The sequence below is a fragment of the Limnomicrobium aquaticum genome (assembly GCF_040545545.1).
GTDB classification, from domain to species: Bacteria; Pseudomonadota; Alphaproteobacteria; order Rhizobiales; family Rhizobiaceae; genus Ensifer_A; species Ensifer_A aquaticum.
In genome coordinates this window covers 105,674-125,401 of the sequence record NZ_JBEPMB010000002.1, presented here as the reverse complement: position 1 = coordinate 125,401, position 19,728 = coordinate 105,674, and the positions used below count along the sequence as shown (strand labels likewise).

The 19,728-nt window shown below is 62.2% G+C and carries 18 protein-coding genes; 16 read left to right on the top strand and 2 right to left on the bottom strand.

Annotation, left to right across the window (positions count from 1 at the left end; genetic code table 11):
• The first annotated feature begins 37 nt into the window (after nucleotides 1–37).
• From ABID16_RS09185 to ABID16_RS09160, 6 genes are all read left to right on the top strand, one after another.
• Nucleotides 38–373 (top strand): DUF736 domain-containing protein, encoded by a 336-nt coding sequence (locus ABID16_RS09185; RefSeq protein WP_354556048.1) that lies wholly within the window; start codon nucleotides 38–40, stop codon nucleotides 371–373.
• 4 nt (nucleotides 374–377) lie between these two features.
• Nucleotides 378–1,091: a lytic transglycosylase domain-containing protein gene (locus ABID16_RS09180; RefSeq protein ID WP_354556047.1), complete on the top strand. Its 714-nt coding sequence runs from the start codon at nucleotides 378–380 to the stop codon at nucleotides 1,089–1,091.
• 244 nt (nucleotides 1,092–1,335) lie between these two features.
• Entirely contained in the window at nucleotides 1,336–3,075 is a 1,740-nt protein-coding gene (locus tag ABID16_RS09175) for a relaxase/mobilization nuclease domain-containing protein (RefSeq protein ID WP_354556046.1), read from the top strand.
• A 23-nt stretch (nucleotides 3,076–3,098) separates the two neighbouring features.
• A complete protein-coding gene (locus ABID16_RS09170) occupies nucleotides 3,099–5,087 on the top strand; it encodes a conjugal transfer protein TraG (RefSeq protein ID WP_354556045.1) in 1,989 nt (662 codons plus the stop codon).
• A gap of 7 nt (nucleotides 5,088–5,094) precedes the next feature.
• Nucleotides 5,095–5,544 carry a ribbon-helix-helix protein, CopG family gene (locus ABID16_RS09165; RefSeq protein ID WP_354556044.1) on the top strand — a complete coding sequence of 150 codons (450 nt, stop codon included), beginning with the start codon at nucleotides 5,095–5,097 and terminating at the stop codon, nucleotides 5,542–5,544.
• Between the two features lie 236 nt (nucleotides 5,545–5,780).
• Nucleotides 5,781–8,072, top strand: coding sequence for a hypothetical protein (locus ABID16_RS09160; RefSeq protein WP_354556043.1), 2,292 nt, complete (start codon nucleotides 5,781–5,783; stop codon nucleotides 8,070–8,072).
• 170 nt (nucleotides 8,073–8,242) lie between these two features.
• Here the strand turns inward: ABID16_RS09160 and ABID16_RS09155 are convergent, their stop codons facing one another.
• Both ABID16_RS09155 and ABID16_RS09150 read right to left on the bottom strand, forming a co-directional pair.
• Nucleotides 8,243–9,526, bottom strand: coding sequence for a type II toxin-antitoxin system HipA family toxin (locus ABID16_RS09155; protein WP_354556042.1), 1,284 nt, complete (start codon nucleotides 9,524–9,526; stop codon nucleotides 8,243–8,245).
• A complete protein-coding gene (locus ABID16_RS09150) occupies nucleotides 9,516–9,851 on the bottom strand; it encodes a helix-turn-helix transcriptional regulator (RefSeq protein WP_354556041.1) in 336 nt (111 codons plus the stop codon). The genes ABID16_RS09155 and ABID16_RS09150 overlap by 11 nt, the downstream gene beginning before the upstream one ends.
• Before the next feature lie 380 nt (nucleotides 9,852–10,231).
• On the opposite strand from ABID16_RS09150, the gene trbB reads away from it, so the two are divergent.
• The 10 genes from trbB (at nucleotide 10,232) to ABID16_RS09100 (ending at nucleotide 19,727) form a co-directional block, all read left to right on the top strand.
• Complete coding sequence (gene trbB, locus ABID16_RS09145) at nucleotides 10,232–11,221, top strand: P-type conjugative transfer ATPase TrbB (RefSeq protein WP_354556040.1); 990 nt, start codon at nucleotides 10,232–10,234, stop codon at nucleotides 11,219–11,221.
• Between the two features lie 62 nt (nucleotides 11,222–11,283).
• Nucleotides 11,284–11,577: a TrbC/VirB2 family type IV secretion system protein gene (locus ABID16_RS09140; RefSeq protein WP_112796505.1), complete on the top strand. Its 294-nt coding sequence runs from the start codon at nucleotides 11,284–11,286 to the stop codon at nucleotides 11,575–11,577.
• Nucleotides 11,577–11,849 (top strand): VirB3 family type IV secretion system protein, encoded by a 273-nt coding sequence (locus ABID16_RS09135; protein WP_130270577.1) that lies wholly within the window; start codon nucleotides 11,577–11,579, stop codon nucleotides 11,847–11,849. The genes ABID16_RS09140 and ABID16_RS09135 overlap by 1 nt, the downstream gene beginning before the upstream one ends.
• A 13-nt stretch (nucleotides 11,850–11,862) precedes the next feature.
• Nucleotides 11,863–14,301, top strand: coding sequence for a conjugal transfer protein TrbE (trbE, locus tag ABID16_RS09130; RefSeq protein WP_354556039.1), 2,439 nt, complete (start codon nucleotides 11,863–11,865; stop codon nucleotides 14,299–14,301).
• 35 nt (nucleotides 14,302–14,336) lie between these two features.
• Entirely contained in the window at nucleotides 14,337–15,065 is a 729-nt protein-coding gene (gene trbJ / locus ABID16_RS09125) for a P-type conjugative transfer protein TrbJ (protein ID WP_435532408.1), read from the top strand.
• 7 nt (nucleotides 15,066–15,072) lie between these two features.
• The gene (gene trbK-alt, locus ABID16_RS09120; protein WP_354556037.1) at nucleotides 15,073–15,381 is read left to right on the top strand and encodes a putative entry exclusion protein TrbK-alt; all 309 of its coding nucleotides are present in this window, start codon (nucleotides 15,073–15,075) and stop codon (nucleotides 15,379–15,381) included.
• A gap of 2 nt (nucleotides 15,382–15,383) precedes the next feature.
• Complete coding sequence (gene trbL, locus ABID16_RS09115) at nucleotides 15,384–16,739, top strand: P-type conjugative transfer protein TrbL (RefSeq protein ID WP_354556036.1); 1,356 nt, start codon at nucleotides 15,384–15,386, stop codon at nucleotides 16,737–16,739.
• Between the two features lie 2 nt (nucleotides 16,740–16,741).
• The gene (gene trbF, locus ABID16_RS09110) at nucleotides 16,742–17,425 is read left to right on the top strand and encodes a conjugal transfer protein TrbF (RefSeq protein WP_113372437.1); all 684 of its coding nucleotides are present in this window, start codon (nucleotides 16,742–16,744) and stop codon (nucleotides 17,423–17,425) included.
• Nucleotides 17,422–18,477 (top strand): P-type conjugative transfer protein TrbG, encoded by a 1,056-nt coding sequence (gene trbG, locus ABID16_RS09105; protein WP_354556035.1) that lies wholly within the window; start codon nucleotides 17,422–17,424, stop codon nucleotides 18,475–18,477. The genes trbF and trbG overlap by 4 nt, the downstream gene beginning before the upstream one ends.
• Nucleotides 18,474–19,727 carry a TraB/TrbI/VirB10 family type IV secretion system protein gene (locus tag ABID16_RS09100; protein ID WP_354556034.1) on the top strand — a complete coding sequence of 418 codons (1,254 nt, stop codon included), beginning with the start codon at nucleotides 18,474–18,476 and terminating at the stop codon, nucleotides 19,725–19,727. The genes trbG and ABID16_RS09100 overlap by 4 nt, the downstream gene beginning before the upstream one ends.
• Nucleotide 19,728 lies beyond the last annotated feature (1 nt).

Below are 19,728 nucleotides of genomic sequence, written 5' to 3'. Positions count from 1 at the left end.
CGTTGCCGTCTTCTTCCACCATTCCAAGGAGATTTCCATGACACAGATCGGACAGTTTACGCGTACCCCTTCGGGGTTTTCCGGCCACATCCGCACGCTTATGCTGAGCGCCGAACTGGTGATCGTCGCCATTGCCCCGTCCGATACGGAAGGCGCGCCAGACTACCGTGTCCACCTCGATACCGAGGACGGCCCTGAAGCCGGAGCCGGATGGAAGCGCACCGGCGAACGCGCGGGCGAATTCATCGCCTTGGCTCTCGATGATCCGCTGCTTCCGCAGCCGATCCGCGCCAATCTGTTCCGCGACGATGACGCCGGTCACGCCTGGTCGCTGCATTGGAACCGCCCGCAAAAGCGCGAAGGACGGGACTGACGCCATGCGCCTGCTCCCTCTTCTCCTTTCCGGCCTGGTCTTTATCAGCGCGCCGCCAAGCCGTGCGCTTGCCGATCCGCCGACGCCGGTTGCCCAATCGCCCGGCGGTGCCTATGCCGATCATATTGCCGAGGCCGCTGCCCGGTTTGAGCTTCCCCCGCGCTGGATACGCGCAGTGATGACGGCAGAAAGCGCGGGTGACCGCCGAGCGCTCTCACCCAAGGGCGCCATGGGCCTGATGCAGATCATGCCTGCGACTTGGGAAGACTTGCGCGGGCGGCATCGGTTGGGCGCAGATCCTTATGATCCGCATGACAACATTATCGCAGGCGCTGCCTATATCCGGGAACTGTTCGACCGTTACGGCTCGCCCGGCTGGATCGCCGCCTATAGTGCTGGCCCCAGACGCTATGAAGCCTCTCTCAATGGCCGAACGCTGCCCAGCGAAACCCGCGCCTATGTCGCACTTGTGGCGCAATCGGTCGACGCCAGTGGATCATCGGACAGCACCTTGGCGAGCCCCTCGAATGCCGCCTCCTGGACACAGGCGCCGCTGTTCATCGCGCAGAACGCCGCCCGCCAAATCGCCATTCCCGTAACGGAAAAGCGTCCGTCTTCGCAGGCTCAGGCGACAACGGATGTGCGCGATGTCTCCGCCATCGAGCCGCAGTCCGAAGGCCTGTTTGTCGCCCGCGCCAGTGCAGGAAGCACACCATGAGCGCCCGGGTTCCTGATCGCACGATATCGGACACCGGCGTAGAGAGGCGGGCGCAGAGGTCGAGGCCTGGCAACACGACCGAAGGATGGCGAGATAAAAGGCCGCGATGTGCGGGCTTTGTCGGTCGTTTGTTTTCAGTGGGTTACGCATCACTTTTGCGAGGTGCGATGAAGTTTAGCACCTCGCAGAACCTCCATTCCTTTCGTAAAATCAACACCTTGTCGCGATGTGCTGGAGTTTTGCGATGAGTGGAGACGAGGACTTCCGTATCCGTCCTGGCCGCGTGCGCAGTTCCGGCACGCAAGCCACACGGCCCTTCATCGCTCAGGCCCTGGCAGCGGCCCAGAAGGCTGGCGGCCATGTGTCCCGCTCTGGCCGCATCAGCGCCGGCACCCGCTCGACCTTTGGCCGCGGCCGGACCGCGAGCGTGCGCGCCAATAACCTTCTGACCGGCCGTTCCCGCGTCGTTGTCATCAAGACCCGTGTGGTCCGCCACAGCGCCCGCGCCACACCGCTCACCACCCACCTTAATTATCTACGCCGCGATGGTGTGACCCGAGACGGGGAAAAGGCGCATCTCTTCGGTCCGGGCGAGACAGAGGTGGATGGGCAGGCCTTTGCCGAGCGGGCAGATGGCGACCGTCATCATTTCCGCTTCATCGTCTCTCCGGAGGACGCGACGGACATGGCCGATCTGCGATCCTTCACCCGCGACCTCATGGGCCAGATGGAAAAGGATCTCGGCACCAAGCTCGACTGGGCAGCCGTCGATCACTGGAACACCGACAATCCGCATGTGCATGTCATCCTGCGTGGATGCGCTGACGATGGCCAGGACCTCGTTATCGCCCGCGACTATATCAAAGATGGCATGCGCGCCCGCGCGGCCGATATCGTCACTCAGGAGCTGGGGCCGCGTACAGACCTCGACATCCGCCGCAACCTGATCGCCCAGATTGACGCCGAACATTGGACCCAGCTCGATCGCCAGCTGTCCCGTGATCGTGACGCCCATGGCATCATCGATATGGCGCCCGCCAGTGCCGAGCGGCCCGACGAATTCCACCCCCAAAAAATCGGGCGGCTGCGCAAGCTCGAAACACTCGGCCTCGCCCATGAGGTTGGCGCGGGGCAATGGGTCATTGACGGCAAGGCAGAAGCCACACTGCGCGCGCTTGGTGAGCGCGGCGACATCATCAAGCGCATGCACCGGGCGCTGACAGATCGCGGCATCGAACGCGGATCAGCGAGCTTCGTCCTCGCCGGTGAAAGTCTTGATGATACCATCGTCGGGCGGCTCGTCGCCCGCGGCCTCGACAACGAGCTGAAGGGCACCGCCTATGCCGTGATCGATGGTGTGGACGGACGCACCCACCACATCAAGCTTTCCAACCTCGACGCTGCTGGCGACAGCGCGCCTGGTTCCATCGTCGAGCTGCGCAAATTCGATGACGCCAACGGCCAGCGTCGCGCAGCACTCGCGGTGCGATCGGACTACGACATTGATCGGCAGATCACCGCGTCCGGTGCGACTTGGCTCGATCGTCAGAAAATCGCCCGTGATCCGCATGCGCTCTCCGACGGCGGCTTCGGTGCGGAGGTGCGTCAGGCCCTGCAAGCCCGTGCCGATCACCTTCTCGCGCAAGGCATTGCCGAGCGTCGCGGCAGCCAGATGATCTTTCCGCGCGGTCTGATCGAGACCCTGCGAAATCAGGAACTTGAACAGGCAGGTCAGGCGATCGCAGCCGAGACCGGCCGACCGTTCAAAGCTTTAGGGACTGGCGATTATGTGACCGGCGACTATCGCCGTCGGCTTACGCTCGCCTCCGGCCGCTTCGCCATGATCGATGACGGCCTCGGCTTCCAGCTCGTGCCCTGGACGCCCTCACTCGAAAAGCATCTCGACCGCCATGTCTCCGGAGTCGCGCGCGCCGATGGCGGCATAGACTGGAGCTTTGCCCGCAAGCGCGGGATTAGCCTTTGAACTTCTGACGAAAGACGAAACCGATGTCCGCGACCAAAATTCTCTGGGGCCAGATCCTCACCGTCCTTTCGATTGTTCTGATCTGCATTTGGGGCGCGACCGAGTGGGTGGCATGGCGGCTGGCCTTCCAGCCAGAGCTGGGCGAGCCCTGGTTTCGGCTGTTCGGTTTTCCAGTTTACCTGCCGCCCGCCTTCTTCTGGTGGTGGTACGCCTATGACGCCTATGCACCGCCGATCTTTGTGGAAGGCGCCTACATCGCTGCATCCGGCGGGCTTATCGCGGCAGCCGTCGCCATTGGCATGTCGGTCTGGCGGGCGCGTGAGGCCAAGAAGGTTGAGACCTACGGCTCCGCCCGATGGGCTGAACCCGATGAAGTGAAGGCCGCAGGCCTTTTGGGACACGATGGCGTCGTGCTTGGCCGCTATGACGAGCACTATCTGCGCCATGATGGGCCTGAGCATATCCTCTGCTTTGCCCCGACCCGATCCGGCAAGGGTGTCGGTCTTGTCGTCCCGTCCCTGCTGACCTGGCCCAGCTCCGCCATCGTTCATGACATCAAAGGCGAAAACTGGCAGCTCACGGCCGGCTTCCGCGCCCGGCATGGCCGCGTTCTGCTCTTCGATCCGACCAACGCCAAATCCTCAGCCTACAATCCGCTGCTGGAGGTCCGCCGCGGGGAATGGGAGGTGCGCGACGTCCAGAACATCGCCGATATCCTCGTCGATCCCGAAGGCTCCCTTGAAAAGCGCAACCATTGGGAAAAGACCAGTCACGCCCTGCTGGTCGGGGCCATTCTCCATGTCCTCTATGCCGAGCCTGACAAGACACTGGCCGGTGTCGCCGCCTTTCTCTCCGATCCCCGCCGCCCGATCGAGTCGACGCTCGCCGCCATGATGAAAACCGCACATCTGGGAGAAGCCGGTCCGCATCCCGTCATTGCCAGCGCGGCACGCGAACTCCTCAACAAGTCCGACAATGAACGCTCGGGCGTGCTCTCCACCGCCATGTCGTTTCTCGGGCTTTACCGCGATCCGGTCGTTGCTGAAGTCACCCGCCGCTGCGACTGGCGGATCATGGATCTGGTCGCCGCGAAACAGCCGGCAACCCTCTATCTCGTCGTGCCGCCGTCCGACATCGCCCGGACAAAGCCGCTCATTCGCCTGATCCTCAACCAGGTTGGGCGCCGTCTGACCGAGGATTTGCAGGCTAAGGCCGGACGGCATCGCCTTCTCCTGATGCTCGACGAGTTTCCGGCGCTAGGGCGGCTGGATTTCTTCGAGAGCGCACTGGCCTTCATGGCGGGCTATGGCCTCAAGAGCTTCCTGATCGCCCAGTCGCTGAACCAGATCGAAAAGGCCTATGGCGCGAACAACTCGATCCTCGACAACTGCCATGTCCGTGTCAGCTTCGCCACCAATGATGAACGGACCGCCAAGCGCGTTTCGGACGCGCTCGGCACCGCGACCGAGATGAAGGCGATGAAGAACTATGCCGGGCATCGGCTGTCACCCTGGCTCGGGCATTTGATGGTCTCGCGTTCCGAGACAGCGCGCCCCCTGCTGACCCCCGGCGAAATCATGCAACTGCCGCCGACCGACGAGATCGTCATGGCGGCGGGCCTCGCGCCCATCCGCGCGAAAAAGGCCCGGTATTACGAGGACGCCCGTTTCAAAGAGCGTCTGATGCCCCCGCCCAAGCTTGCCGCTTCAGACGTAGGTCGGCCCGAAGACTGGACCAGCCTGCCGATACCTGACAGGGCCGCGCTTTTCGAACCTCATGTGCCAAACGACGATCAGGGCGACGAAGATCCGACCGAATCCGAGCATCGGCACCAGCCGGAACTCACCCGCGTCGCGCCGGTCGAGAAGAAAGCCCCGATCAGCAATGAATTCGAGATCGACCTGCCGGACGAGACGGACGAAGACGCCGTCCGCAATAGCCGCCTGTCCCGTGTCATGCAGGGCGTGGCGCGTCAGGTCTCGCTCGATCCCGACGATGGCATGGACCTGTGAGGCGCACATGACAAAATCACCCTGCAAGCAACGTCTGTCTGTTTATCTCGAACCCGCCGTCATGAAACGTCTCGTAGAACATGCGGCGCGACGGGACCAATCCCGGTCGCTCATCGCCGAAGCCGCGATCGAATCCTTTCTGTCACCGGATGCCGCTGAACGGCAGGAAGCGGCCTTCACCAAGCGCCTTGATCAGATCGATCGTCGCATCGCACGCCTTGAACGCGATGTCGGGATTTCGGTCGAGACTCTGGCGGTGTTTGTCCGCTTCTGGCTCTCCACGACCCCGGCCTTGCCGGAACCTGCGGCGCAAGCCGCCCGGGCGAAGACCGGCGAGCGTTACGAGGCGTTTGTTACGGCGCTCGGACGGAGGCTCGCCAAGGGGCCGCAGCTGCGGCAGGAGATTTCGGAGGACGTGGGAGTGGCAGACTATTCAGCCAAACATAATCAACTTTAACGGTCGATTTGAATTGCGTTCACAGCCACATTGCAACCAGTCACAAAACATGGCTGTTTTGCGCCGTCAAAACGGCCATTGCGGGAGGCCTGGTCTCAAACCGAAAGTGGACGTTGATAACGCTTGGGGCACGGTCCGTGTTTTAGTGCGAACGGTCGCGGCTCGCTTTCTGATGGAATGAACGCCTACAAAATTGTAAAAAGTAGGCTCTTTGAAACTTTGCTAACGGTGGCGTCATGGTTCAAGGCCGGATTGAGAAACTACGGTTTATCGCCGAAGAGATGCAGATCGCCTTTCATCTAGCGACGAACCTCACCGATCCGTTTTTTGCGCGTACAATCGCGCGGCATATCCTGGTCAGGGCCGAGAATTTAATCGCGCATGCGCGGGGTCTTCGTCGTCCACTTCGCGACGCCGGTTTTGACACAAACGCGTTCCACACGGCCAAGGAGGCCTACGCCACCGAATTTGAAGAATATTTCAAGGTCGCGCGGCACAAGATTGGTGCCCATGTACAAGACTTCGATTTCGGCAAACGCATCGAGCTCTGGAACGATATCGAGATTGTTAAGCTCAGCTATTTTGTCGATGGCGCGCGGGAAATCTATGAGGGTCTCGCGGCGCTTACGGTGCCCGGTTACGTTCCTTATGCCGTACCGGCTGAGCTTTCTGATCCGAAGATCGTAGAGATCCTTCACCAAATCCAGCGCTCGCTCGATGCCCGCACCTGGGTCGAAATGGGGACGGACTCGCTTGCGATGGCGCGCGGCAACACATCCGCCGTTCTCAACACGACACCTGTTCATGCTCGTGCCGGCCAATTGGCCCTGATCCGCCGCTGGATCGCGCTACAGCTGGAACTTCGCGGCAAACTCGCCGCGTATCCCGCGATCGCGCGCCTTTTCAAAGAACGCATCGTTACCGACATCGTCAGCTTCTGCGACTGCCTCGTCACGCGCCCGGTCGCAGCTGACGCCTTGCAGGCGATGGACGGGCTGAACAAACTGGTGCAGGCAGAAAACCAGTCATCAGCAGCGATTGATGATTTTGTCGCCGCATCGCATTTTGAAACCGATCTCGCAGCCACCCGCAGGGTTCGCGACAAGATCGGCGCTCATCTTGAAATCGATGAGGCGGAAACGCTTCCCATGCTTCTCGCCGACCTCAACGCCTTCGATCTCGACAAGGCGCTCGCGTTTTACGATCGGGTCGCCGCTGCCTTCAACAAACAGTGCTTCGCCGTTCTTTTCCTGCGTATGTATGCCGCCGACGGCGCCCGGCTCTACGGCGTTACCATGGGTCATTCGGCAGTGAAACCCTTTGCGGGAGTCGCCGAGCCACCCCCCGCTGCTCCGCCCGCGCTACCACTCATCAACGACGAGCAGGAATACGCCAAGAATCTGAGGCGCTGGCTCGACGGCGATGAAAACCAGAAGGGAACTGCACGCGATTTTTTCTGGAAAGCGTTCATGGGCTCCGACAGCATCGAAGACATCAAGGAGACGGAGCACTTCGGCAGCGGCACACGCTATCACTCACACCAGTTCCGCAAGGCGCATCAATTCCTTCTCGACGCCTTGAGTGATGGCCTTTCCGATTTCGACTTCAAGGGTGTTCTCGATCTTGTTATGTCATGCCGAGGCGGCGCGCCCTATCCATTGTCGGAGGTGCTCGTCCGCTGCGCGCCACACGCACCCGTCTTTCGGCAATACCTGATCTGCCACGTCCTCGGCGAAATCGGCAGCGAACCGCACGAGAGCGTCTCCGACTTCTTCGACGCGCAAGCCCACTCGCCAACCTGGGCGGTTCGCCTGGAAGCGGTGATGGCTCGCTATAAATCCTTCATTAAGAACGAAGGGGTCTTTCGTACCAACCACAAAGGCCAGACGAAGGTCGAGCACGATGCGCTTGTCGCATCCATGACCCAAGCCATGTCACCGGATGAGCGGCTTATTTGCCTTCTCGGTTTTGCTAGCGTTCACACCGGGCCTCTCGCGGGTGTGTTCACGACCCCGTTTAACAGTAACTACACGGCCCTCCAGGCCGAGCTTGAGATGCTCATCCTGCCGCTTTTGAACGACGACGACGCCAACTCCAAAGTGGCCATGCTTAAACAACTCATTCAAACTCACGACTACGTGGGGGTGAGCGTTCATATCGCGATCAATCTCAATAGCGGCGAAAACCATCCGCTCTACGCAGCTTTGGTCGATGCCTGCTGCCGAGGAACCATTATTGCGGCCTCCAACAATCAAGCGAGCCGTCATCTCGCCATAAGCTATGTTATGAAGAAGGATCATCGCTTCGCTTTCGAGATCGCGGGGCCGCTTGCCGACCGCAACCCCGATTGGATCGATGCGCAAATCCTTGTCGCCCAAATTCTCGGTGAAATAGTTGGAGCGGAAGCTGATGCGCGCAAGCGTGTGAGCAGCATCCGAAGCGCTTACAAGCTGTCACCGATGCAGGAGGCTGCGCTTGCGGCGGTGGAGACAGAAGTTCAGAACCGTGTGACACGTCAAGAGGAATAGTTTCGATCGCGTATGACGACCAGCGTTGAAATACTGGCGGCCCCGACAGTTGCTAGGAAACTGACATCGCCGATGTCAGCAGACCGCAGTCGGCCCCACTTCAGCGATTCGCTCTTTCGCTGCCAAAACTTCAAAACGCAGCTATTCGTCGATCGAAAGGTTTTTGATCTCTATCCGTCAAAGGCATACTTGTTTAGGAACTGTCGTTCCCAAAGAAACGCCCGATCAACAGCGCTGAGTTCGGCTTCATCGCAAATTTCGTTCCACGTTGCCCGGATACCGTCCACCTGGGCGCCTATGATGATGCGTGCATCGTCGTCATGCAGCAAAAAGGCCGACGCTGCCGCGCGGCAGGTTTCCAAGCGGCTACGACGGTCGTCCTCCCCGATCAGCATAGCCTGATTTGCTTCGCGACCGGTGCGCGGCTGGGGGCAGATGTCGTAGGCGGGCGTAAGCGACAGTGATGCGCCATCCCAAAATGCCGCGTGATTGCGGGCATGGTCGTCGGTGTTGCCCGAGAGCACATTGAACACCATACGCCCAAACAACTCCCTCAGCGTTTCCTTCGGCTCGGTAAAACGCGCACGGATGATCTCGGCAAGATCGCGATAGCTGGCATATCGTGCCTGCATTTCGGACAAGCCGAACATGGTTAGTGCCGAGACCATCGCGCGCCGCGCCCAGCCCTTGTCTGTGCGTGTGCGGTCGAAGCGCTTGACCAGCAGCACGTCCTTGCCATTGGCCTTGACCAGCCTGACGGGGGCGACGTTGAGCCCGGCTGCCACATCGGCCAGCCGCATCGCCACATATTCCGCCTTGACGATGGCATAGGTGTCATTCGTCGCGGAAAATTTGGCGATGAACTTCTCGTTGCCATTGGCAATCAATGCCTTTGGCCGGGCACCGCCGATGGAACTGCCATGAAACAATGCCCTGTCGAGGGCTGGCGGAATAGGCTCGCCCCGGTCAACGCGCTCGGCCGCTTCCAGCAACTCCTCAAGCGTTGCATTTTCAGCTTCGCGTGGCTCATAACGATCCGGCGACGCCTGAAAATCCAGAGCGCCGATGCGGTCCGAGCCGGAATTCAGCATGTAGGTCAACTCATCGAATTCGACCGCTTGTGCGTCAACGCCCTTCAGACCCGTCAGTCGATTGATGATGACCCGTCGCCCCCATGCATCGGGCGATCCATCGCGCAAGGCGCCGGACATGTCGAGCGGCGCCTGCGGGACGAGCGCGCCGCGCTGCAACGGCAATTCCGGCAGATAGATCGGGATCGCGTCGGGGCGTTCCAGATAGGATCGGCCGTAGTTGAAAACATGAAGGTCGCCATCGCGGGCAAGACGTCCGGCGACGACAGGTTCCGTGCTTCCCGGCAACCAGATCCACACATAGGCCTCACGCGGCAGCGCTCTTGAACTCTGCCGATCGCCTGTCTTCCGCTCAGAAGTCATCCTTCACCTCCGTGCGCGGACGGCGGATCGACTGAGGCAGCAGCGCCAGCTTGTCCTCGACGCGGGCAATCTGGGTGGCAAGGGCCGATGGCTCACTGACAAACAACGGCACTCCAACCAGATGAGCCGCCTCGAACACCAGTCCGATTTCCGCCTTGGCGCTTCCCTTCTCGATCATCTGCAAGGTGCTGCGGGCAACGCCGATGCGCTCCGCAAGATCGGCTTCCGACATCTTGCGCTGTTTACGGGCAAGCTTGATCTGCCCGCCCATAAGGACGAGCGCTTCCTGCGTTGCACGCGAATAGGTTCGAATGGTGGAAACCATCAATATTGCCTCTTATGCCGGTCATGAATATCCTTCATGCCTGATATAAAAGGCACATAACACATAATCTTCGAATTTTCAATGAATGACCGCTATGGACGTCACAAAACGCCTTTATGAAGTTTATATCGGGCACTTTTATGTACGTACGGCCTTCGCAAGGCTCCCGATAGCGATGACAAGATAGACGAAGGCGACCATAGCCCATCCTTGACGAGGCGCCTTCCGAAAACAAGGGGCAAGCAGGCCCGCCGTTCTCCTGTATTTGCACGCCACATCCCTACGACGACGAAAATCTGTTGAGCCCGCCCAAAATCTGGCTCTCTTAATCATCCCCGTGCCGAAAGCGTTTGTTCGCTCGCGGCAGAAATGGGGATCGGATGGCCGCTTCACATCACAATTCGGAAGGCCTCGCGCGCGGCGCACGGATGCTGCGCACGGCGCTTGGCTCGGCCATCGCCCGGTTTTTGGAAGATGGCTCTGTCGTCGAGGTGATGCTGAACCCTGATGGACGCATCTGGATCGACCGACTCTCTGAAGGGTTATCAGATACGGGAGAACGCCTGTCGCCCGCCGATGGGGAGCGCATCGTCCGCCTGGTCGCGCACCATGTCGGCGCCGAGGTCCATTCCGGCGCCCCGCGCGTTTCGGCCGAACTGCCCGAGACAGGCGAACGGTTCGAGGGATTGTTGCCGCCCGTGGTCGCAGCCCCTGCCTTCGCCATCCGCAAGCCCGCCGTCGCTGTGTTCACGCTCGAAGACTACGTCGCGGCCGGGATTATGTCGGCGGCACAGGCAGAGACGCTACGCGAAGGCGTGGCCTCTCGCGCCAACATCCTCGTCGCCGGTGGCACCTCGACCGGCAAGACGACACTGACCAACGCTCTGCTGGCGGAAGTCGCCAAGACCTCCGATCGCGTGGTCATCATCGAAGACACACGCGAACTGCAATGCGCCGCACCCAACCTGGTTGCCATGCGCACCAAGGATGGCGTCGCTTCGCTCTCCGATCTCGTCCGTTCCAGTTTGCGCTTGCGCCCCGACCGTATCCCGGTCGGCGAAGTGCGCGGCGCGGAGGCGCTGGACCTGTTGAAGGCCTGGGGCACTGGCCATCCCGGCGGCGTCGGCACGATTCACGCCGGATCAGCCATCGGCGCACTGCGACGGATGGAACAGCTCATTCAGGAAGCTGTCGTCACTGTCCCACGCGCGCTGATCGCCGAAACGATTGATCTCGTCGCCGTGCTCTCAGGCCGCGGGTCCGCGCGCCGGCTCACCGAACTCGCCCGCGTCGAGGGCCTCGGCCCGGACGGCGACTACCGCATCGTCTCCGCCACGATTTTCCACCAGCCAGAAGAAGGAGCCTCCTAATGATGCCTGTTGTTCAGCCTTCCCGCCCCGTGGGCTTGCGCCTGCCGCGCCAGCGCCTCGCCATGACCGTTTCGGTCGCCGCACTCTCTGTGGTGATGGCCGCGCCCGCTTACGCCTCCGGCTCATCCATGCCATGGGAGCAGCCGCTGCAACAGATCCTGCAATCGATCGAAGGACCGGTCGCCAAGATCATCGCCGTCATCATCATTATCACCACGGGCCTGACGCTGGCCTTCGGCGACACGTCAGGCGGGTTCCGTCGTCTCATTCAGATCGTGTTCGGCCTGTCGATCGCTTTCGCGGCTTCGAGCTTCTTCCTGTCCTTCTTCTCGTTCGGCGGCGGAGCGCTGGTCTGATGATAACAGCTGGTGACGAGGTTCCAGGCTTCACCGTGCCGGTCCACCGTGCGCTCAGCGAGCCGATCCTGCTCGGCGGCGCGCCGCGCGCCATCGCGATTCTGAACGGCACGCTCGCCGGCGCGGTGGGCCTCGGCCTGCGCCTCTGGCTGGTCGGCATCCTCATCTGGGCAATCGGGCATTTCGCGGCGGTGTGGGCAGCCAAGCGCGACCCGCTCTTCATGGAGGTCGGTCGCCGCCATCTGCGCATCCCGGCGCACCTGACAGTTTGAGGAGAGCGCCACCATGATGAACCTCGCCGAATACCGCAACAAAAGCGCCCGCCTCGCTGACTTCCTGCCCTGGGTGGCGCTGGTCAGTACTGGCATCGTCCTCAACAAGGACGGCAGTTTTCAGCGGACGGCGCGGTTTCGCGGTCCCGATCTGGATTCGGCCGTACCCGCTGAACTGGTCGCCGTGGCGGGCCGGTTGAACAACGCCTTTCGCCGTCTCGGCTCGGGCTGGGCGATCTTCGTCGAGGCGCAGCGCCATCCGTCGAACAGCTATCCCGACAGCCGCTTTCCAGATCCCGCATCGGCTCTGGTCGATGCCGAGCGCAAGGCCGATTTCGAGGAAGCAGGCAGCCACTTCGAGTCCAGCTATTTCCTGACCTTCACCTATCTGCCGCCAGCCGAGGACGCCGCACGCGCCGAGACATGGCTTTACGAGGGCCGCGAGAAAACCGGCATCGATCCGCACGAGGTGATGTCGGGCTTCGCCGACCGCACCGACCGGCTGCTGCGCCTGATCGAAGCCTTTATGCCGGAATGCCGCTGGCTCGATGACGGCGAGACCCTGACCTACCTGCATGGATGCGTCTCGACGCACCGGCATCGCGTCCGCGTGCCGGAGACGCCGATCTATCTCGACGCGCTACTCGCCGATCAGCCACTCATCGGCGGGCTGGAGCCGCGGCTGGGATCATCCCATCTGCGCGTCCTCACCATCACCGGCTTCCCGACAGCGACAACGCCCGGCCTGCTCGACGAGTTGAACCGGCTCGCCTTTCCCTATCGCTGGTCCACACGCGCCATCCTGCTCGACAAGACCGATGCGGTGAAACTGCTGACCAAAATCCGCCGCCAGTGGTTCGCCAAGCGCAAGTCGATTGCCGCGATCCTGAAGGAGGTGATGACCAACGAACAATCGGTGCTGGTGGATACTGACGCCTCGAACAAGGCGGCGGATGCCGATCTCGCGCTTCAGGAACTCGGCGCTGACTATGCCGGTATCGCCTATGTTACTGCCACCGTGACGGTGTGGGACGCCGACCCGCGCATCGTCGACGAGAAGCTGCGGCTGGTCGAGAAGGTCATCCAAGGCCGCGACTTTACGGCTATGCCTGAGACCATCAATGCGGTGGACGCTTGGCTCGGCTCCTTGCCAGGCCATGTCTATGCCAATGTGCGGCAGCCTCCGATCAGCACATTGAACCTTGCCCACATGATCCCCCTCAGCGCCGTGTGGGCGGGGCCGGAACGGGACGAGCACTTTACAGCGCCCCCATTGCTGTTCGGCAAGACCGAAGGCTCGACCCCGTTCCGGTTTTCACTTCACGTCGGCGATGTCGGCCACACGCTGATCGTTGGCCCGACCGGTGCGGGTAAATCCGTCCTGCTGGCGCTGATGGCTTTACAATTCCGGCGCTACAAGGACGCACAGGTCTTCACCTTCGATTTCGGCGGGAGCATTCGCGCCGCGGCACTCGCCATGTGCGGCGACTGGCATGATCTTGGCGGCGGACTGACGGAGGGATCAGATGCCTCCGTCAGCCTTCAGCCGCTTTCCCGAGTCGATAACGCCACCGAACGCGCCTGGGCTGCCGACTGGATCGGCGCGATCCTCGCCCGCGAAAGCGTCGCCATCACGCCGGAGGTGAAAGAACATCTCTGGACCGCGTTGACCTCATTGGCCTCTGCACCAGTCGAGGAACGCACGATTACCGGGCTTTGCGTCCTGTTGCAGTCCAATGATCTAAAGCAGGCGCTCCGCCCCTACTGCATCGGCGGGGCCTGGGGCCGGTTGCTCGATGCCGAAATCGAACATCTGGGCACCGGAACGGTCCAGGCGTTCGAGACCGAGGGGCTGATCGGCACGGACGCGGCACCCGCTGTGCTCGCCTATCTCTTCCACCGGATTGAAGACCGGCTCGACGGTTCGCCGACCCTCATCATTGTCGATGAAGGCTGGCTGGCGCTCGACGACGAGGGCTTCGCCAGCCAGCTCCGTGAATGGCTGAAGACGCTCAGGAAGAAGAACGCGTCGGTCATCTTCGCGACGCAAAGCCTATCGGACATCGATGGCTCGGCCATCGCACCCGCGATTATCGAAAGTTGCCAGACCCGGCTTTTGCTGCCGAACGAGCGCGCCATCGAGCCGCAGATCACCGCCATCTATCGCCGCTTCGGCCTCAACGATCGCCAAATCGAGATCCTCGCCCGCGCCATGCCGAAGCGCGACTATTACTGCCAGTCGCGGCGTGGCAACCGGCTGTTCGAGCTGGGCTTGTCGGACGTGGCGCTGGCGCTTTGCGCCGCATCTTCCAAGACCGATCAGGCGGCCATCGCGAAGATCGTCGCCGAGCATGGCGCAGACGGCTTCCTCGACGCCTGGTTGCGCCATCGTGGCGTCGATTGGGCTGCCGACCTCATCCCAAACCTCACCAACCTGGAGACACTGCCATGACGCTTCGTCATTTCCCGGGCCACACCCGCGCGGTGATGATCGCCGCCGCCCTAGCCATCCCGCTCTCGGCATCGCCCATCCTGACAACACCAGCGTCCGCGCAATGGATCGTCTACGATCCGACCAATTATGCCCAGAACCTGCTTTCGGCAACGCGGGCGCTTCAACAGATCAACAATCAGATCACCTCGCTTCAGAATGAAGCACAGATGCTCATCAACCAGGCCCGCAATCTGGCGAGCCTGCCATATTCGTCGCTGCAACAGCTCCAGCAATCGGTGAGCCGCACCCAGCAGCTTCTCGGCCAGGCCCAGAACATTGCTTACAATGTGCAAGCGATCGACCAGGCCTTCCAGACCCAATACGCCAATGTCTCCATGTCGGCTTCGGACGCGCAACTCGTTTCAGATGCCAAGACCCGTTGGCAGAACACGGTTGGCGGTCTTCAGGACGCCATGCGCGTGCAGGCCACCGTCGTTGGCAATATCGACACCAACCGCACCGAGATGTCATCCCTTGTTGGCGCCAGCCAGTCCGCCACTGGCGCTTTGCAAGCAACCCAGGCCGGAAACCAGCTCCTCGCCCTTCAAGCCCAGCAACTGAGCGATCTCACGGCGGTCGTTGCCGCCAATGGGCGGGCGCAGGCGTTGCAATCGGCCGAACAAGCCGCCGCAGCCGAACAAGGCCGGGAACAACGCCGCCGCTTCCTGACGCCGGGCTCCGGTTATCAGGCTGGCAGTGCCCAGATGTTCTACGGCAATTGAGGGCGGCATGATGGACGGCAAGACCCTCGCGCGTCTCGCGGCCGTAATTTTTGTCGCCGTCGCCATCATTGCGACAGCGATCGAGATGAACCGCCGCGATGTGTCTCAAGATGCGTCCGTGACCTTTCCGCCATCCGCCCCGAGGCCGGACCCGCTCGATACCGAGCTTGCCCGATGCAGCGGGATTGGCGAAGCCGGAAGCCGCGATCCGGCTTGCCTGAAGGCATGGGCGGAGAACCGCCGCCGCTTCCTCGGCCAGCCGGCCTCGTCAGCTCCAGGCCCGCAGCCGTCGTCGCCTGAGAATGGAGCGCGCTGACCATGGGCAATACTGGCGTCATCGATCATTTTCTCGAGGTCTTCACCCGCTATATCGATGGCGGCTTCGGACTGCTCCGGCCCGAGGTAGCCTTCATCGCCACTACCTTGATCGTCATCGACGTCACGCTGGCAGCCCTCTTCTGGTCCTGGGGCGCCGACGAGGACATCATCGCCCGCCTCGTCAAGAAGACGCTCTTCGTCGGCGTCTTCGCCTATATCATCGGCAATTGGAACAACCTTGCCCGTATCGTCTTCGAAAGCTTCGCCGGTCTCGGCCTGAAGGCCTCCGGCACCGGCTTTACCGTGAGTGATCTCCTTCGCCCCGGCAAGGTGGCGCAGACCGGCCTCGATGCAGGTCGCCCCCTCCTCGATTCCATCTCGAACCTGATGGGCTATTGGGCCTTCTTCGAAAATTTCATTCAGATCGCCTGCATGTTGTTCGCCTGGGCGTTGGTACTGCTCGCCTTCTTCGTGCTCGCCATCCAGCTTTTCGTCACACTGATCGAGTTCAAGCTGACGACGCTCGCCGGTTTCGTACTGATCCCCTTCGGTCTCTTCGGCAAATCCGCCTTCATGGCCGAGCGCGTCCTCGGCAATGTCATTTCCTCCGGCATCAAGGTGCTGGTGCTCGCCGTCATCATCGGCATCGGCTCGACGCTGTTTTCCGAGTTCACCGCCGGTTTTGGCGGCGCAACGCCGACCATCGACGAAGCCATGGCCATCGTTCTCGCAGCGCTATCGCTGCTCGGTCTCGGCATTTTCGGTCCCGGCATTGCAAGCGGCCTCGTGTCGGGCGGGCCGCAGCTCGGTGCGGGCGCCGCCATCGGCACCGGTCTCGCTGCTGGCGGCATGGTTGCTGCGGGCGCGGCAACAGTTGGCGCCGTCGCCTCCGGCGGTGCCTCTCTTCTCGGCGGAGCCGCGGCCGCCGCGCGCGGTGGCGCGGCGCTGGCCGGTGGCGCATCGACCGCTTACAGCCTCGGTGCCGCCGGTGAGACCGGCGCAACCGCGGTTGCGTCCGGTCTTGGCAATATCGCTTCCACGGGTGCCAAGGCTGCCGTTTCGCCTCTGAAGAAAGCCGCTGGCCGCGCGTCCGAAAGCCTGAAATCCAGCTACCAGTCGGGCGCTCGCGCCGCCTTCGAGGCCAGCGGCGGATCATCGACGGTCGGCACTGTGGGCGGTGATAGCCCGGAAGCAGCGTCAGGCTCCGCCTCTCCATCCGAAAGCCCGCCCGCCTGGGCGAAGCGAATGAAACGCTCCCAGACCATGAGGCACGGGGTCCAAGCGGCCGCGCACGCTGTCAAATCCGGTGACGCCCATGGCGGCGGATCGTCCGTCAATCTCTCCGAAGGCAATTGACCATGTTCAAGCGACCCTCCACCCATTACGGCAAATCGCCCGAACCCGAGACGCCCTATCAGCGCGCTGCCCAGGTCTGGGACGACCGCATCGGCTCTGCCCGCGTTCAGGCAAAGAACTGGCGGCTGATGGCCTTTGGCTCGCTCGCCTTGTCAGCGGGATTGTCGGGTGCGCTGGTCTGGCAGTCGATGAACGGCTCTGTCGTGCCCTGGGTGGTGCAGGTCGACAAGCTCGGTCAGGCGCAAGCCATTGCACCCGCGACCGCCGACTATCAGCCCAACGACGCTCAGATTGCCTTCTACCTCGCCCGCTTCATCGAACAGGTCAGGAGCATTCCCGCCGATCCGATCATCGTCCGTCAGAACTGGCTGCGCGCCTATGACTTTACGACGCAGGGCGGCGCCCTGGCGCTCAACGACTATGCGCGCGCCAATGATCCTTTCGCCAAGGTCGGCAAGCAACAAATCGCTGTTGAAGTTTCCAGCGTGATCCGCGCCTCGCCGTCGAGTTTCCGCGTCGCCTGGATCGAGCGCCGCTATCAGGACGGATCATTGGCCGCGACCGAGCGGTGGTCTGCCATCCTCACCGTGGCCGTGCAGCCGCCGCGCGATGCCGACACGCTCAGGAAAAATCCTCTTGGGATCTACATCAACGCCATCAACTGGTCGAAGGAGCTTGGATCATGATCCGGCCGTCTCATCTGACCGCCGGACATCCGGCGGCGCGTAGCAACGCACTTCCGCCTTTCCGTAAATCCGGCTTGCCGCTTCTATTGCTTTATGCCTCTGCGCTTGCCGGGTGCGCGACACCGCAAAAGCCCCCGGAAATTTCCTATGACGATGCCGCGCCCGCAGTCCTGGCGGCCGATCCGCCAAAGCCGGTTCAGGTGGTCGAATTGCCCAAAGTCCTGCCGCTCCCCGGCCAGTTGAAGCCGGTCGGCAAGGATGGCAAGCCCGCACCTGAACTGGCGGACCCGGCCGCCCGGGTGAGCGAAGCCAACGCCGCTGCCCGGATGCAGCCGGTCAGGAACGGCTTCATCAACTCGATGCAGGTCTATCCCTTCGTCGATGGCGCGCTCTATCAGGTCTATACCTCGCCGGGACAAATTACCGATATCAGCCTGCAACCTGGCGAACAGCTTGTCGGCTCCGGCCCGGTCGCCGCCGGTGACACGGTGCGCTGGATCATCGGCGATACCGAAAGCGGCTCAGGCGCCACCAAACAGGTCCATATCCTTGTCAAGCCGACGCGACCGGAACTCACGACGAACCTGGTCATCAACACAGATCGGCGCACCTATCACATGGAGCTACGCTCGACCGAGAAGACCTATATGGCCTCGGTCTCCTGGCAGTATCCGCAGGATCAGCTCATCGCACTGCGCCGCCAGAACAGCCAGGCCGAGGCTCAGCAGCCGGTCGCCAGTGGTGTCGATCTCGCCAGCGTCAATTTCCGCTACGACGTGACCGGGGACCGTGCGCCGTGGCGACCGCTGCGCGCATTCGACGACGGGCGGCAGGTGTTCATTGAGTTTCCGCGTGGCATCGGTCAGGGCGAAATGCCGCCGCTGTTCGTCGTCGGTCCGGAGGGCGACACGTCCGAACTCGTAAACTACCGCGTGCGTGGCAATTACATGATCGTCGATCGGCTTTTCGCCGCCGCCGAATTGCGCTTCGGCGCTGGCAAGGATCAGAAACGTGTCCGCATATCCCGAACCGACGGGAGGCCTGCGTCGTGAACACCGAAATCGATCCCGAAAAGGAGGAAGGCCGGAAGCCGGATGCGGCTGAGGACGACGCAAAGCCTCTGACCGGCGAGCCCGTTTCTTCCATGCGCCTTCGCCCCGATCCGCCGCGTGTCACGCGGCTGTCACGCAAGGTTCTGGCCGGTCTGGGGCTCGCCGCAGGCCTCGGCGTCGGCGGTGCCCTGATCTATGCCCTTCAGACCAGGAATGGCGGTAATCAGGGACAGGAACTCTATTCGACCGACAATCGCACCACGCCGGATGGCCTGGCAGGACTGCCCAAGGACTATAGCGGTGTGCCGAAACTCGGTCCCCCGCTGCCCGGCGATCTCGGACGGCCCATCCTGAACGCTCAGAACGGCGGTCAGCCGGTTGCAACGCCCGGCGTTGTCGCCTCTGCGTCATCCGGCCCAAGCCCGGAAGAGCTGCGTCGCGCGCAGGAGATTGAGGCCGCCCGCACCGCCCGGCTGTTTTCGCCGACCGATGCACGTTCCACCAATACGGGCACGACCGATCCAGCGCAGACTACGGCGGCGGCGATGCCCCCGCAGCCCGACCTCGCCAGTCTCGGTCTCGCACCGCAGCCCTCAACGCCCTCTGCACAGGACCGCCAGCTTGCCTTCCTCAACCAGATGCCCAACAAGCGCACGGTTTCGACTGATCGCGTCGCCGCCCCGGCATCGCCGAACATCCTTCAGGCTGGGGCGGTGATTGCTGCCGCGCTCATCACCGGCATCCGCTCCGATCTTCCCGGTCAGATCACCGCGCAGGTGACGGAGAATGTCTATGACAGCCCGACCGGCAAGATCCTGCTCATCCCGCAGGGTACCCGCGTCATAGGCCAATACGATAATGGCGTCGGCTTCGGTCAGCGTCGCGTGCTCCTCGTCTGGAACCGGCTGATCTTTCCCAATGGCCGCTCGATCGTTCTAGAGCGCCAGCCCGGCGCGGACGCCGAAGGCTATGCCGGTCTTGAGGATGGAGTCGATTACCATTGGGGCGAGTTGTTCAAGGCGGCGGCCTTGTCCACGCTGCTCAGCGTCGGCGCACAGGCCGGCTCGTCCGGAAACGACAGCGATATCGTGCAGGCTCTGCGTCAAGGCGCGTCACAGAGCATCAACCAGACCGGCCAACAGGTCGTCAGCCGCCAACTCAACATCGCGCCAACGCTGACCATCCGGCCCGGATTTCCGGTCCGTGTGATCGTCACGCGCGATCTTGTCCTCGAACCGTATGGAGGTTGAT

Excerpts from the sequence above, each read along its gene's own strand:
- trbG (WP_354556035.1), top strand. The coding sequence starts at position 17,422 with ATGATCCGGCCGTCTCATCTGACCGCCGGACATCCGGCGGCGCGTAGC.
- ABID16_RS09175 (WP_354556046.1), top strand. The coding sequence starts at position 1,336 with ATGAGTGGAGACGAGGACTTCCGTATCCGTCCTGGCCGCGTGCGCAGT.
- ABID16_RS09170 (WP_354556045.1), top strand. The coding sequence starts at position 3,099 with ATGTCCGCGACCAAAATTCTCTGGGGCCAGATCCTCACCGTCCTTTCG.
- trbB (WP_354556040.1), top strand. The coding sequence starts at position 10,232 with ATGGCCGCTTCACATCACAATTCGGAAGGCCTCGCGCGCGGCGCACGG.
- trbL (WP_354556036.1), top strand. The coding sequence starts at position 15,384 with ATGGGCAATACTGGCGTCATCGATCATTTTCTCGAGGTCTTCACCCGC.
- ABID16_RS09160 (WP_354556043.1), top strand. The coding sequence starts at position 5,781 with ATGGTTCAAGGCCGGATTGAGAAACTACGGTTTATCGCCGAAGAGATG.
- ABID16_RS09135 (WP_130270577.1), top strand. The coding sequence starts at position 11,577 with ATGATAACAGCTGGTGACGAGGTTCCAGGCTTCACCGTGCCGGTCCAC.
- trbJ (WP_435532408.1), top strand. The coding sequence starts at position 14,337 with ATGATCGCCGCCGCCCTAGCCATCCCGCTCTCGGCATCGCCCATCCTG.
- ABID16_RS09180 (WP_354556047.1), top strand. The coding sequence starts at position 378 with ATGCGCCTGCTCCCTCTTCTCCTTTCCGGCCTGGTCTTTATCAGCGCG.
- ABID16_RS09155 (WP_354556042.1), bottom strand. The coding sequence starts at position 9,526 with ATGACTTCTGAGCGGAAGACAGGCGATCGGCAGAGTTCAAGAGCGCTG.
- trbK-alt (WP_354556037.1), top strand. The coding sequence starts at position 15,073 with ATGATGGACGGCAAGACCCTCGCGCGTCTCGCGGCCGTAATTTTTGTC.
- ABID16_RS09150 (WP_354556041.1), bottom strand. The coding sequence starts at position 9,851 with ATGGTTTCCACCATTCGAACCTATTCGCGTGCAACGCAGGAAGCGCTC.
- trbF (WP_113372437.1), top strand. The coding sequence starts at position 16,742 with ATGTTCAAGCGACCCTCCACCCATTACGGCAAATCGCCCGAACCCGAG.
- ABID16_RS09140 (WP_112796505.1), top strand. The coding sequence starts at position 11,284 with ATGACCGTTTCGGTCGCCGCACTCTCTGTGGTGATGGCCGCGCCCGCT.
- ABID16_RS09165 (WP_354556044.1), top strand. The coding sequence starts at position 5,095 with ATGACAAAATCACCCTGCAAGCAACGTCTGTCTGTTTATCTCGAACCC.
- trbE (WP_354556039.1), top strand. The coding sequence starts at position 11,863 with ATGATGAACCTCGCCGAATACCGCAACAAAAGCGCCCGCCTCGCTGAC.
- ABID16_RS09185 (WP_354556048.1), top strand. The coding sequence starts at position 38 with ATGACACAGATCGGACAGTTTACGCGTACCCCTTCGGGGTTTTCCGGC.